11 protein-coding genes are annotated in these 13,770 nt (G+C 50.2%); all 11 read left to right on the top strand.

What is annotated here, in order from left to right:
* Window positions 1-407 precede the first annotated feature (407 nt).
* Window positions 408-3,032, top strand: a complete 2,625-nt coding sequence (gene alaS, locus VF724_RS10080; protein ID WP_371754115.1) for an alanine--tRNA ligase — start codon at window positions 408-410, stop codon at window positions 3,030-3,032.
* A gap of 130 nt (window positions 3,033-3,162) precedes the next feature.
* Entirely contained in the window at window positions 3,163-3,426 is a 264-nt protein-coding gene (locus VF724_RS10075; RefSeq protein ID WP_371754114.1) for an IreB family regulatory phosphoprotein, read from the top strand.
* Window positions 3,427-3,483: 57 nt separating this feature from the next.
* A complete protein-coding gene (ruvX, locus tag VF724_RS10070; RefSeq protein ID WP_371754113.1) occupies window positions 3,484-3,900 on the top strand; it encodes a Holliday junction resolvase RuvX in 417 nt (138 codons plus the stop codon).
* 8 nt (window positions 3,901-3,908) lie between these two features.
* Window positions 3,909-4,205, top strand: coding sequence for a DUF1292 domain-containing protein (locus VF724_RS10065; RefSeq protein ID WP_371754112.1), 297 nt, complete (start codon window positions 3,909-3,911; stop codon window positions 4,203-4,205).
* A gap of 24 nt (window positions 4,206-4,229) precedes the next feature.
* Entirely contained in the window at window positions 4,230-4,550 is a 321-nt protein-coding gene (locus tag VF724_RS10060; protein WP_371754111.1) for a DUF1292 domain-containing protein, read from the top strand.
* A 151-nt stretch (window positions 4,551-4,701) separates the two neighbouring features.
* A complete protein-coding gene (gene mltG, locus VF724_RS10055) occupies window positions 4,702-5,778 on the top strand; it encodes an endolytic transglycosylase MltG (protein WP_371754165.1) in 1,077 nt (358 codons plus the stop codon).
* Window positions 5,779-5,846: 68 nt separating this feature from the next.
* A complete protein-coding gene (locus VF724_RS10050) occupies window positions 5,847-6,776 on the top strand; it encodes a peptidase U32 family protein (RefSeq protein WP_371754110.1) in 930 nt (309 codons plus the stop codon).
* A 67-nt stretch (window positions 6,777-6,843) separates the two neighbouring features.
* Window positions 6,844-8,109 (top strand): peptidase U32 family protein, encoded by a 1,266-nt coding sequence (locus tag VF724_RS10045; protein ID WP_371754109.1) that lies wholly within the window; start codon window positions 6,844-6,846, stop codon window positions 8,107-8,109.
* 505 nt (window positions 8,110-8,614) lie between these two features.
* Window positions 8,615-10,630, top strand: coding sequence for a methyl-accepting chemotaxis protein (locus tag VF724_RS10040; RefSeq protein ID WP_371754108.1), 2,016 nt, complete (start codon window positions 8,615-8,617; stop codon window positions 10,628-10,630).
* 261 nt (window positions 10,631-10,891) lie between these two features.
* Window positions 10,892-12,676, top strand: a complete 1,785-nt coding sequence (locus VF724_RS10035) for a peptidoglycan D,D-transpeptidase FtsI family protein (protein ID WP_371754107.1) — start codon at window positions 10,892-10,894, stop codon at window positions 12,674-12,676.
* A gap of 280 nt (window positions 12,677-12,956) precedes the next feature.
* Window positions 12,957-13,748 carry a sulfite exporter TauE/SafE family protein gene (locus VF724_RS10030; protein WP_371754106.1) on the top strand — a complete coding sequence of 264 codons (792 nt, stop codon included), beginning with the start codon at window positions 12,957-12,959 and terminating at the stop codon, window positions 13,746-13,748.
* Window positions 13,749-13,770: the final 22 nt, after the last annotated feature.

Here is a 13,770-nt window from a genome sequence, read left to right as displayed (position 1 = left end):
TTCATTGTTTGCGGAAGCGGAGTATGGGAAGATGCCGGATAAGTGACCGGATCAATATTGACATCGAGTAATCGGAAGTTTATAATTTTTATTTGAGTGAATAAAGGTTGATCAATAAGAAAGCGTAGAAGAAATTCAAGTAGGCCGAAGACCGTTATCCAGAGAAGAGGCTCCTTGTTCCCGTCGGGATCAAGGCTGGAAGAGTCTCCATGACAAAGAGCGGCCGAATGCTGATTTCCGAGTGTGGACAAACTCCAACGGGCGGCTCCGTTATCGGCTGCAAGAGGCGACTGCATGCATGGCTTGGCCCGGCATGGCACTAACCAGGGTGGTACCGCGAAGTTTTTTCGTCCCTGATATGAGGGGCTTTTTTTATTTTATTCAAGCCATCGGAGGATGAAATTCCTATGAAATCAAGTGAAATTCGACAAAAATGGCTCGATTTTTTTGCCGGCAAGGGACATAAAATTGAACCGAGCGCATCGCTCGTTCCGCACAACGATCCTTCGCTGCTGTGGATCAACGCCGGAATGGCTCCGCTCAAGCCTTATTTCGACGGGCGCGTCAAGCCCGACAATCCGCGAATCGCAAATGCGCAAAAATGCATCCGCACCAATGACATCGAAAATGTGGGAAAAACACGGCGCCATCATACGTTTTTCGAGATGCTCGGGAACTTTTCGATCGGGGATTATTTCAAAGAGGAAGCCATCACCTGGGCTTGGGAATTTTTGACCGACCCGAAGTGGATCGGCTTCGATCCGGAGCGCCTGTCCGTAACCGTTTATCCCGACGATGAAGAAGCGTATGCTTTCTGGAACCGGAAAATCGGGATTCCGACAAACCGTATTTACAAAACCGAAGACAATTTCTGGGACATCGGTGAAGGACCGTGCGGCCCCTGCACGGAGATCTTTTTTGACCGGGGCGACGACTTCGGGGACTTGTCCGATCCGGAATGCCGGCCGGGCGGCGAGAACGAGCGGTTTTTGGAAATCTGGAATCTTGTGTTTTCCCAGTTCAATCACAATAAAGACGGCTCCTTGACGCCGCTGCCCAACAAAAATATCGATACGGGCGCCGGTCTGGAACGCTTCTCTTCAATCCTGCAAAATGTTGATTCCAACTTCGACACCGATCTGTTTCAACCGATCATTCAGGAAACCTGCAGCATTGCGGGTGTGAAGTATCGGGAATCCGAGGAATTCGACGTCGCCTTGAAGGTGATTGCCGACCATGTCCGTACGGTTGTGTTTGCCGTCGGGGACGGCGTTCTTCCTTCCAATGAAGGCCGAGGCTACATCATCCGCCGCCTTCTCCGCAGGGCGGTGCGCTACGGCAAAATTCTCGGTATTGATCAGCCCTTCCTGTACCGGCTCGTGCCCGTTGTCGGGGAGATCATGGGAATGTATTATACCGAAGTCGTCGATAAAAAGGATTTCATCATCAGAGTGATCCGCACCGAAGAGGAGAGATTCCACGAAACCCTGACCGAAGGCTTGGGCATTCTGGCGGAGCTCACCGAACGCGCGCTTGACGGGGGGCTCGGGGAAATACCCGGAGCCGAAGCTTTCAAGCTGTATGACACTTACGGCTTTCCGTTCGATCTGACCGAGGATTACGCTCGCGAAAAAGGGTTGACCGTGGACCGAGCCGGATTTCAGGCGGCGATGGAAGAGCAGCGGGAACGCGCCAGATCGGCGAGACAGGATACCGGCAGCATGAATGTTCAGGGCGGGCCGCTTGACGATTTTACGGTTAAAAGTGAATTTGTTGGATATAATGAGTTGGGGATAAATGCTAAAATCATCGGTATTGTGGTGGGGCAGCAGCTTGTGGATTTGGTCGGGGAAGGGCAGGAATGCCGGATCCTGCTCGACCGCACGCCCTTTTATGCGGAGAGCGGCGGGCAGGTCAGCGACCACGGCACGCTGACCAAGGGCACGGCCAGAGCGGTTGTCGAGGATGTAGGCAAAGCTCCCCACGGGCAGCATGTGCATACAGTTCGGGTAGAATCGGGCTCGTTCCGCGTGGGCGATACGGTAACTGCTGCGGTGTCCGCCGAGTTCAGGGACGATGTCGTCAAAAACCATACCGCTACCCACCTTCTGCATAAGGCGTTGAAGGAGGTGCTCGGCGAGCATGTCAATCAGGCCGGCTCGCTGGTTGAGCCGGAACGGCTGCGGTTTGATTTCTCACATTTCGGAAGCATAGCTCCGGAAGAACTGGCGGACATCGAACACAGAGTCAACAGGCAGATCTGGAAAAACACAGAGCTGCAAATTCAATATAAGAAGCTGGCGGAAGCGAAAGCAATGGGAGCCATGGCCCTGTTCGGCGAGAAATACGGGGATGTGGTCCGGGTTGTGCAGGTCGGCGATTACAGCATTGAGCTGTGCGGCGGCTGCCACGTAAAGAGCACGAGCCAGATCGCTCTTTTCAAGATTGTCAGCGAAAGCGGCATCGGTTCGGGTATCCGCAGGATTGAAGCGGTGACCGGCAGACATGCTTATGCTTTTATCGATCGTCAGACGGATCTGCTGAAGGAAGCGGCCTCCTTGCTGAAAGCGGGCATTCAGGAGATTCCCAAACGGGTTGAAGCTCTGCTGCAGCAGCTCAAGGAAGCGGAACGCGATAATGAGTCGCTTCGCGACAAGCTAAGCGGCATCGAAGCGGGTTCTCTTGCCGGACAGGTCAAATCGATCGGTGGTACTCCCGCGCTTGTCGCCAAAGTCGGCGCAGGCAGCATGGAATCGCTGCGCAGCATGGCCGATCAATTAAAGAACCAGCTCGGTTCTGCGGTGATCGTTCTGGGGTCTGTCGCCGATGACAAAGTCCAGCTGATTGCCTCCGTTACTCCAGATCTTGTTGCCAAAGGCTACCATGCCGGTAAAATCGTCAAGGAGGCGGCTGCGCTGTGCGGCGGCGGCGGTGGTGGCCGACCCGATATGGCCCAGGCCGGAGGGAAGGATCCATCCAAGCTTCAGGATGCCCTGCGGAGAGTCGAAGAAATGCTGGCTGATTGGAAATGAATTCGCAAAAAAAGGAATTTTCCTCGCCGCAGAGAATATAAACTTCTATAACCGTATATGCTGCGGAATATGCTGCTGAATTTTGCGCGTCGGCTGCCGGAAGGCTGAGTTTTAGGGGAGGTGCCGCTTGATGAGTTCCATGGACAAAACCATGAAGTTTGACGTCAGATCTGAAGAAGTCGAAGTCGCGCCAAGAGAAATCATCGTGGCTGTATATGAGGCTTTGGAGGAGAAGGGTTATAATCCGATCAATCAGATTGTCGGCTATCTTTTGTCCGGAGATCCTGCCTATATTCCTCGTCATAACAACGCTCGCAGCCTGATACGAAAGCGGGAACGGGACGAATTGATTGAGGAATTGGTTAAATCTTATCTAAAAACACATTTGAAATAAGCAAATACGAGGCCGATGGTCATCCATCGGCCAATTGGTATTCTATGGGAGCGGCATATGAGACTGATGGGTCTGGATTACGGCGATAAAACGATCGGGGTGGCCGTCAGCGATGAAATGATGTGGACGGCTCAGGGTGTGGAAGTGATCCGCAGGACGGATTGGGAACGGGATGTTGAGCGGCTTCGGCAGCTGATGGAGCAATACGAGGTTTCGGAAATTGTTGTCGGCCTGCCTAAAAACATGAACGGAACGATCGGACCCCGTGGTGAAATTTGCATGGAATTTGCCCAATCCTTGCAACAAATATTAGAAATACCCGTCCATCTTTGGGACGAAAGATTAACGACTGTTTCCGCGGAGCGAACGCTTCTTGAAGCGGATGTCAGCCGCAAAAAACGGAAGCAAGTGATTGATAAGCTGGCTGCCGTGTTTATCCTTCAGGGCTATTTGGATACAAAATCAAATCAATGAGGTGACGTATGAAAAATAAAGAATTTGAAACGGAAGAACCCGAAGTGATATACATCCCCGATGAGGATGGCAATGAGGAAGAATTTGAAGTCCTCATGAAATTCGAGCTTGACGGCTCGGATCAAAAATATATGATGCTGATTCCGTCCGACGGGGAAGCCGATGTGGACGAGGTTTATGCTTTCCGCTACGAAGAGGACGGCGATGACATTACGCTGTATACGATTGACGATGAAGAGGAATGGAACATGGTTGAGGAAACGTTCCATACTCTGCTCGCCGAAATGAATGAAGAAACGGATTAACCGAATACCAACAGGGTGGAGACGATGACAGTGACTGGCTTTTCGCGAAAAGATTTGAAGCCTTCCAGCCTGGTGCGCGATGAATACGGCGAGGATATCGTTCTTTTTGACGAAGGGAAAGAATCGTCTGTTTACCGGCTTCTCAGCGAATTTGGCCTGGAAGACAGAATATATGCCGTTATGCAATCCGATGAGCTGGCGGAGCAGGACGAGGTAGCCATTTTTCGCGTGCTTCGGAACGAAAACGGAGAACTGCAGTTGGAGTCGATTGAGGATGACGACGAATGGGAAGATGTGGCCGAACTGTACGACGAGATGACATTTGCCGATCATTTGAACGAATAAAACGGGCAGGACAATATCAGGGCGACGCGGTCGCTCTTTTCCCATGCCCAATATTCGCAGTGCATATCCAAGATAGGGAGAGGAAAACGTGCCGGGAATGACACAGCAAGAAGAAACCAAACCGGATGCGCAGGAGCATCCGAAAAGGATCATGCCGAAGGCCGCAGTTTGGACAATCATTGTCGTTCTGCTTTTTTTGGGCGCTGTCGGAGCAAGCGCCCTTTACGCCGTCTCTGCCCTCCAGCCGGTAAAGGCGTCAATGGAAGAGGTGCATATTACGATTGACAAGGGGATGAATTCTTCGCAAATTGCCTCCCTATTGGAACAAAACGGTTTGATCCGCAACGGCTTTATTTTCAAATTATATTTGAAATATCGCAATGAAGGGCAGCACTTTCAGGCAGGGGAATACGCCGTCACGAAAGGAACGCCGCTCGATGAAATCATCCGGATGCTGAACAGCGGGGATACGGTCAAGGAGGAAACGGACCGCTTTACGATTCCCGAGGGATACACGGCAGAACAAATTGCCGATAAATTGGCCGAGCTGAAAATAGCGGACAAATCCAAATTTCTGCGGCTTGTTTCGGAACCCAAGCAGTTTTCCGCAAAATACATCAACGATATTCCGGTTAATGCTTCCATTAAATATCCATTGGAGGGTTATCTATTTCCGGAAACTTACGAGCTGAAAAAAGGAAGCAGCGAGAAGGATATCATTGAACGGATGCTTTTGGAGTTCGATAAACGGATCGATTCGCTGCCTGTCGGCTGGCGGAAGCAGCTGGACAAGCTGGGGATCGGCTTCCATCAAATGCTGACCGTCGCTTCCTTGGTGGAGCGTGAGGTCGTGCTTCCCGAGGAACGCCCGATCGTGGCCGGGGTTATCTATAACCGCCTGCATGACAAGCCTCCGATGATGCTCCAAATCGACGCAACGGTGCAGTATGCTTTGGGACATCAAAAGGAAAAACTGATTGAAGGAGACCTGTACCAAACCAAAAGCCCTTACAATACGTATCTTCATGAGGGACTTCCTCCCGGACCGATCGCCAGTCCCAGCATTTCGGCAATTCAGGCGGCGCTCTATCCGGAGAAGACCAAGTACTTTTTCTATGTAACGAAAAAGGACGGAACAAACGCCCATTATTTTGCCGAAACCCTCCCACAACATCTGAAAAACATCGAGATCAGCAAAAAGAACGCCTCGAAAATCGGTCAAAAATGAGATATAATGGAAAACGCATTTTCAGTGGAAATGAATTTTCAAGATGATGAATTGGAGTGAAGCGATCCATGTCATACAGGCCGGAAATCCTAGTCACTGCCGGTTCGCTCGAAGAAGTGTCGAGAATGGTCGAGGCGGGGGCGGATGCGGTCAATATCGGGGAGCAAAAATACGGTTTGCGACTTCCCGGCGATATTCCGCTGGAGCAAATTGCCCAAGCGGTGGATATTGCCCGCGGCCGGCAAGCCCGGATTATCGTTTCCGTCAATCAGATCATGAACAATGAGGCGCTCGCGGAGCTTCCCGATTATTTGCGGCGTCTTGAGCAATTTGGCGTGGAGGCCATTGTGTTCGGTGATCCGGCTGTGCTGGTGACCGCTAAAAAGCATGCTCCGGGACTGAAGCTGCATTGGAGCGCCGAAATGACCTCGACCAATTATGCCACGGCGAATTATTGGGCGGACAAGGGAGCTTCCCGGGCAATATTGGCCCGGGAATTGAATATGGAGGAAGTTCTCGAAATCAAACGTAACGCCCTGGTGGAAATACAGGTTCAGGTGCACGGAATGACGAACATTTATCATTCCAAACGCGAGCTTGTCAAAAGCTATTTCGAGCATCGGGGCAAACCGGCTGATCGGGCCGCGGACAAGGAACGCGGGTTGTATTTGGTCGAGATGGAGCGCCGGGAGCTGGCTTTTCCCATCTATGAGGACGTCAACGGCACCCATATCATGAGCTCGGACGATATCTGCATGATTGAAGGTTTGCATGAACTGATGGAGGGGCGGATCGACAGTTTCAAGATCGAAGGCTTGATGAAAACGACAGAATACAATGAGCTTGTCGTCCGAGTTTACCGGGAAGCGGTTGAAGCTTATTTATCCGATCCCGGCGCTTATCGGTTGAACCCCGAATGGTTGGAACAAATCAAGCGGCTGCAGGACCCGAAACGGGAATTGACTTTCGGGTTTTATTACAAAGAGCAAGTCTATTAACGGACTAGGGCTCGTGATGTTCTAGTGGAAGTTATTTCATCACGATGCCTAAAAAGGAGATGGGGACATGACGTTGGCGGTAACCAAAGCTGCGGCGCCGATCCGGGAAAGGCTGGTCAAACCGGAATTGCTTGCCCCGGCCGGCAGTCTGGAAAAACTGAAATTTGCCGTTCATTACGGAGCGGATGCGGTATATATCGGCGGCCAAAAGTACGGCCTTAGGTCCAATGCCGATAATTTTTCCATTGCGCAAATGCGCGAGGGAGTCGAATTTGCCGCGAAATACGGGGCGAAGGTGTTCGTGGCCACGAATATTTATGCGCACAATGAAGACCTGCCCGGTCTGGAAAGTTATTTGAAGGATCTTGAGGATGTGGGGATCGCCGCCATCATTACTGCGGATCCGGCCATTATCGAAGCGGCTAAACGCGCAGCTCCAGGCTTGGAAATCCATTTGAGCACGCAGCAATCGACGATGAATTGGCAGGCCGTCCAATTCTGGAAAGAGGAAGGCGTGTCCAGAGTGGTGTTGGCGCGCGAGGCAAGCTTCGCGGAGATCAGGGACATCAAGCGGCATGTGGACATCGAAATCGAAACGTTCATCCACGGAGCCATGTGCTCATCTTACTCGGGCCGCTGCGTGCTTTCGAACCATTTTACCGACCGCGACTCCAATCGCGGTGGTTGCTGCCAGTCATGCCGCTGGAAATACGACTTGTTCGAGGAAGGCGCGGAACAGCCGCCCATATCCTTAACTGGGTCCGATGACGACAAGTTTATGATGAGCGCCAAAGATCTGAGTATGATCGAAGCGGTTCCTGGGCTTATTGAGTCGGGAGTGGACAGCTTGAAAATTGAGGGCAGAATGAAAAGTCTTCATTATGTGGCGACTGTCGTCAACGCATATCGCCGGGCCATTGATGCGTATTGCGACGATCCCGAGCATTATGTATTGAACGAGGATTGGCTTGAAGAAATTCACAAAGCGGCGAATCGTCCGCTGAATACCGGATATTATTTTGATGAGCCCGATCATGAGGATCATATTTATACCCCGGAGGATAAAAGCGCCGACTATGATTTTGCGGGAGTTGTGCTTGATTATGATCCCGTTTCGCAGATTGCCGCGATTCAGCAGAGAAATCATTTCAAACCCGGTCAGGAGGCAGAATTTTTCGGTCCTGACGGCACGCTTTTCAAACAGACAATCGGAGAGCTCCGGGATGAGGAAGGACATTTGCTGGATGCAGCCAGGCATCCCCTGCAAATCGTCAGCATGAAAGCGGAATTCCCGGTCAAGCCGATGGATTTGATGCGGATGCAAAAAAGATAGACCGAAGATTCCGATGATCGAAAAAGTCCCGAGCGCGGCGGTTTTTTGCTTCCATCGGACAACCACTAGGAGTCTGTCCGACCGATGATTTTCGTGAATTTTTATTCAAATGGAGTATGGAGGAATAAGGGAATGAGCACGGAAAGTTTACGTCCGCCTTCAAAACCGGGAATTAACCTTAAAAATCCAATCATATTTCTGGTTTTAACAGCGGTGAAGTGCCATCCCTTTTTCGGAATAATTTTTAAATTGAATAAATATTCACGATCTTGATTACTTCAGACAGACTCCTAGATCATTTTTACTAATTTTTATTTTTTTGTCGTGGAATAGAGGGATTTTGGCAAATACTGTCGAAAAGAAAATAATGCATAATTAGCTTAACATAACCAGAAATTTAGGACGGTGAGAAAGTTTGAATCAAGCAAACAATCAAAGTAAAAATGCCTCGATTTGGAAGAAACGAATCTCATCTTTGATGAGTTCACTTGGGGATTTTAGACAGATGAACCTAACGAAATCGGTTGGTCTGAAGCTGTTTCTGAACTTCTTTGTAAGCATCGTTTTTTTTGTGCTTTTGGCAGGCCTCATCTCTTATTACATATCCAAAGACGTCATTACCAAAGAAGTGGCCGATACTTCGATGAAAACGATGGATCAAAGCGTCGGGCGGCTGGATCTGCAGTTTAAAAATTACGAGAATATAACCACACAGATGATGCTGGACACCTCAATCAAAGATATGTTAAGACAACTCAACAATGCCAGTGACTCATTCGATAAATTGATGATTACCAAAAAACTGACAGAAAAATTCAACAGCTATGCGCTTGCTAACAAAGAGATCGCAGGCATCAATTTTTTCTCGGGCAGCGATCTTCCTAGCTTTTCTTCATTTGGCCGTATTGATGATTCTTATAAAAATCAGGATTGGTATAAAAAAATAATTGCCAAGGATGGCAAGCCGTTCTGGATGGATACTCATCAGAAATTCTTCGGAATTGCCGGCCAATCGAATGGGCAGGAAAGCAAAATTGCAGTGGGCAGACTATGGTGGGACACCGTTGCCGGAACAAATCTTGGCGCCCTTGTCGTGGAAATCCGAGTGCATCCTTATTTGGAACAGCTGAAAAATATTCAAATAGCGAAAAGCGGGAGCACGATGCTGATAAACCCCGATAAAACCGTCATGATGGCCGCGGATGAGAAGAGCATCGGCGCGAAAACCGATATTCCTGTGGATACATCCAAGCAGGAGCCGCAGGAATTCAACTATAACGGACAATTGGTCGTTGTCAGCAGATCGGCAAGCACGGGTTGGTTTTTGGTTGGCGCCGCGCCGCTCAGCGAGCTGCTGGAGGGAACCGACAAGATCTTCTGGGCAACCTTTGGAATTGCCGGAGCGGCCGCATTATTGGCAGTGCTTATCGGATATTTGGTGGTTCGCATGATCGGAAGGCCGCTGGTCGAGCTCCGTAACTTAATGCAGCAAGGCGCACAAGGGAATTTGAATGTGCGAACCGCATTCCGCAGCAAGGACGAAATCGGTCAGGTGGGTGACAGCTTTAACACGATGATGGAACAGATCATGCTTCTGGTTAAGCAGACCAACCTGTCGGCGCAAGAGGTGCTGAATAATGCCGCCGAGCTGTCGGATTCCTCGAAAAAAACGGCTATCGCTTCCAAGGAGATTTCGATAGCCACCGAGGAGATTGCGAACGGAGCCGCCACCTTGGCCGTCGAAGCGGAACGGGGCAATGATCTCACCCAGCATATCAGCACACAGATGGACCATGTTGTACAAGCCAATATCAAAATGGGTTCAGCCGCCTCCGAAATGGAAAAGGTCAGCCATCAAGGGATTGAATATATGGGCGAGCTGATCAAGAAGACGAATGCTACCGAAGAAATTACCAGATCCATGGTGGAAAAAGTAAACCAATTAAAAGAAAGCACGCTATCGATCCGCAAAATCCTTGAAGTCCTTAACAATCTTACGAAACAAACCAACATTCTTTCGCTGAACGCCACGATCGAAGCGGCCCGCGCCGGCGCCGCAGGCAAGGGCTTTATGGTGGTTGCGCATGAAATCCGCAAGCTGGCCGACCAATCCCGTCAATCGATCGATGTGGTCGGACAAATCACCGAGACGATTCAAACCGAAATCGACGAGACGGTTTCCGTCATGTCGGAAGCGTACCCGCTGTTCCAGGAGCAGATTGATTCCGTCAAAGAAGCCGATTTGATCTTTAAAAATGTTCAAGAGAACATGCAGCAGTTTATTCTCCAGCTGGATGATGTGACAGGCTCGATTCAACAGCTTGAGGAGTCACAAAGGGTGCTTTCCGAAGCGATGGCAAGCGTCAGCGCCGTGTCTCAGCAATCCTCGGCGACCTCGGAGGAAGTTGCTTCATTAAGCTCGGAGCAATTGAATGTCAGTGAGGAATTGGTGCAGCTATCCGATAAGTTGGAAACCGTATCCAATTCGCTGAAGGATTCGTTGAGCAAGTTCAGATTTTGAGCACTTTAAGCCGGAACTAAATTGACATGCACGGCGGGGCCGTCCCAAAAGCCCCTTAAAGATCAGTTTCAGAAAGATCAATTTAGGTCATTAAAAAAGCGGTTGGAGCAGGTCTATCCCTATCCAGCCGCTGTTGTATTCATTCATTTAACGAACTCAGACTTTTGGTACAGCCCCGTCTTTTTGTCGTTTAAAGCTAATGGAGATGGTAAATACTGAATTTGACGATTACGATAACAACAACACGGGAAGGTCTCGGCATTGAAAAGAAGAATGTTCATTGCCCTTTTAATATTGGCATCCTTTATATTCCTGTTGATCGGCAAATTGCTGTCGATTCAGGTGCTGGCTGCGGAGCATTATTCCTCCGGCAATATCAATTTGCTTCAACGTTCCGTGCTGCAGCGTTCGAAGCAGCTGATTCTTCAGGATGGGCGCGGAAATTTTTATGACCGCAGCCTTCAACCGCTGACCGGACAATGGCGGACCGGCCTGGCCGTACTCCCCGATCAGCTGAAGCTGAAAGACAGCGGCGGCAGGCAAGGGGAATTGTCCAAGATTCTGCGGACGACTCCCGAACAATGGAACGGCTTTGTGAAAAGGCTGAACCGGCCGGCATTCTGGAGCGAATCGGGAAGCGCCGTTCCGTATTCGCTTGGCCCGGAACAAATTAAACGCATAGAAAGCTTGCAAATCCCCGGCGTTGTCATTCTTCCGGTGCAGATTCGTTACAGCGGCTCCGGAGCGGCAAGTCAATTGATCGGATTTACAGGTCAGGATCCGAAGCGGGTCGCCGAATTGTATCCCACACTGATTTCTGCAGGAAAATTATCCTTATCCAGCCGATTGGGAGCTTCAGGATTGGAAAAAACGTTCGATTCCTTTCTTCAGGGCGCTGGGCCGATTTCGCTCGCTTATTATACGGGTGCGGATGATACCCCATTGAAGGGCTTGTCCACCAGGATGATTGGCCTCGGCAATCCCTTTTATCCTCTGAAAATCGTAACGACTCTCGATCTCTCCATCCAAGAGAAGGTCGAACGAATCATGGACCGATACGGTTTGCAAAAGGGGGCGGTCGTCGTCCTCGACGCTGCCAACGCGGATGTAATAGCGATGGCCAGCCGGCCGGCATTTGATCCGAATCATGTCAAGCCGCAGGACAACAGCTGGGCCAATATGGCACTGAAAGCCATTACGCCGGGCTCCGTATTTAAAACGGTCATAACGGCTGCGGCCTTGGAGGAAGGGGTCGTCAAGCGGGATGAAACCTTCTTCTGCGGAGGGGAGCTCGGTAAATACGGTTTTTCCTGCTGGAAAAAGGGGGGCCATGGGCGGCTCGGCTTTGAGGAGGCTTATGCTCAATCCTGCAATATCGTTTTTGCCAAAGTAGCCGAACGCCTGACCGCTCAGCAGCTCAGCAGCTATGCGGCCAAGCTGGGAATTACGGTACCCGTGGGGTGGTCGTCAGATTCGGTGATTTCCGGAAAAAGCTTCAGGCAATTTGACTCCGAGGAAGAAGGCCGGCTTTTCGACGAACGCACCGATTCGCAGGATGAAGGGGTAATCGTGCAGACGGCGATCGGTCAGCGGGATGTGCGGATCACTCCGCTGCAGGGAGCCAATCTTGTCGTGACGCTGCTTCATCATGGAGTAGTGTTTAGACCCAGAGTGGTTAAAGAAATTCGGTATGCCAACGGGCTGACGAAAATGAGATTTGAAGAGCAGACGCTTCGGGGCGGTAAACCGGCCGTGTCCATGATGACGGCACGGCAGATTCTCAGCGATATGGAGCTTACTGTAGACCATGGAACGGCACAAATGCTGGGGACAGCCAAATGGAATTTGGCCGGAAAGACGGGAACCGCTCAAACTCTCGATGAAGGGCGCAGGGAGAAAGTCAACCAGTGGTTTACCGGGTTCGGACCGGTGGAATCTCCTAGATACGCGATCAGTGTGGCCGCATTAAACCTTTCCCCGGGTTCGGGGCCGATTGTCTTGAATATTGTCAGAGACGTAATGAATGTTCTGGCGGAAGAACGGTGACATTATAAAAAAGGCTTTACATTAGGATGAACAGAACAATGACCAGCAAAACGAATAACACCAAGACCAAGACGGCAAGCTGTCGATCTTCAGACACAGGCATGCTCCATTCTGTTGAAATCTTGAATGCTCTATCTTATGTGACTCGAACCGTTTTGTAACGGTATTCGCCTAGAACTGAACAAATGAAGCAATGGTTGACTTGGCTCCCGCAGCGTCGTATAGTATACCTATACGGGTATTTGTATGCTTCTTTTTTATTCCAGGAGGTCAGAACATAATGGACAGCACATTCGATCCAGGATTTATTCTCACTTTGTTTTTAATCGGTTTTGTCGGCTCGATGATATCCGGAATGGTCGGCATCGGAGGTTCTATCATTAAATATCCGATGCTGTTATATATTCCGCCCATTCTCGGCTTTGCCGCTTTCACCGCCCAAGAGGTTTCCGCAATCAGCGCCGTTCAGGTATTCTTCGCGACTTTGGCGGGGATATTCGCATTTCGCAAGGGAGGTTATATTAACAAGTCCTTGGTTCTTGTAATGGGTGTCGCGATTGTAGTCGGCAGCTTTGTCGGCGGATACGGCTCGAAATTTTTGCCGGATACTGCGATTAATCTGACCTATGCCGTGCTTGCGCTGATTGCCGCGATTATGATGTTTATGCCCAAAAAAGGCAGGGATGATATTGACTACAGCCAGGTAACATTTAATAAAACGCTCGCTGCCGTATTATCCGGAGTTATCGGAATATTGGCCGGTATCGTCGGAGCTGCGGGCGCATTTATCATCGTGCCCGTTATGCTGGTGATTCTCAAAATACCAACCCGGGTGGCCATCGCCTCTTCGCTTGCGATCACATTCATTTCCTCCATTGGCGCTACCGTGGGCAAATTTATGGGGGGACATATGCTTCTCATTCCGTCATTGGTCATGGTTGTGGCCAGCACCGTGGCCTCTCCACTCGGAGCGAAAATCAGCAAGAGGATGAATGTGAAGGTGCTGCAGGGCATTCTTGCGGCATTAATCGCGGCTACTGTCATTAAAATTTGGTGGGAAATTATTTTTTAACGGATACAGGAGGAGTATGGCT

It is taken from the genome of Ferviditalea candida (genome assembly GCF_035282765.1).
Classification (GTDB): domain Bacteria; phylum Bacillota; class Bacilli; order Paenibacillales; family KCTC-25726; genus Ferviditalea; species Ferviditalea candida.
Note: the sequence above shows the minus strand (reverse complement) of the source record. Positions and strands in the feature narration are given on the sequence as shown.

What these genes read in the sequence shown, in the direction of transcription:
- VF724_RS10060 (WP_371754111.1), top strand. Translation starts at nt 4,230, where the DNA reads ATGACAGTGACTGGCTTTTCGCGAAAAGATTTGAAGCCTTCCAGCCTG.
- VF724_RS10030 (WP_371754106.1), top strand. Translation starts at nt 12,957, where the DNA reads ATGGACAGCACATTCGATCCAGGATTTATTCTCACTTTGTTTTTAATC.
- mltG (WP_371754165.1), top strand. Translation starts at nt 4,702, where the DNA reads ATGCCGAAGGCCGCAGTTTGGACAATCATTGTCGTTCTGCTTTTTTTG.
- VF724_RS10040 (WP_371754108.1), top strand. Translation starts at nt 8,615, where the DNA reads ATGAACCTAACGAAATCGGTTGGTCTGAAGCTGTTTCTGAACTTCTTT.
- alaS (WP_371754115.1), top strand. Translation starts at nt 408, where the DNA reads ATGAAATCAAGTGAAATTCGACAAAAATGGCTCGATTTTTTTGCCGGC.
- ruvX (WP_371754113.1), top strand. Translation starts at nt 3,484, where the DNA reads ATGAGACTGATGGGTCTGGATTACGGCGATAAAACGATCGGGGTGGCC.
- VF724_RS10045 (WP_371754109.1), top strand. Translation starts at nt 6,844, where the DNA reads ATGACGTTGGCGGTAACCAAAGCTGCGGCGCCGATCCGGGAAAGGCTG.
- VF724_RS10075 (WP_371754114.1), top strand. Translation starts at nt 3,163, where the DNA reads ATGAGTTCCATGGACAAAACCATGAAGTTTGACGTCAGATCTGAAGAA.
- VF724_RS10050 (WP_371754110.1), top strand. Translation starts at nt 5,847, where the DNA reads ATGTCATACAGGCCGGAAATCCTAGTCACTGCCGGTTCGCTCGAAGAA.
- VF724_RS10065 (WP_371754112.1), top strand. Translation starts at nt 3,909, where the DNA reads ATGAAAAATAAAGAATTTGAAACGGAAGAACCCGAAGTGATATACATC.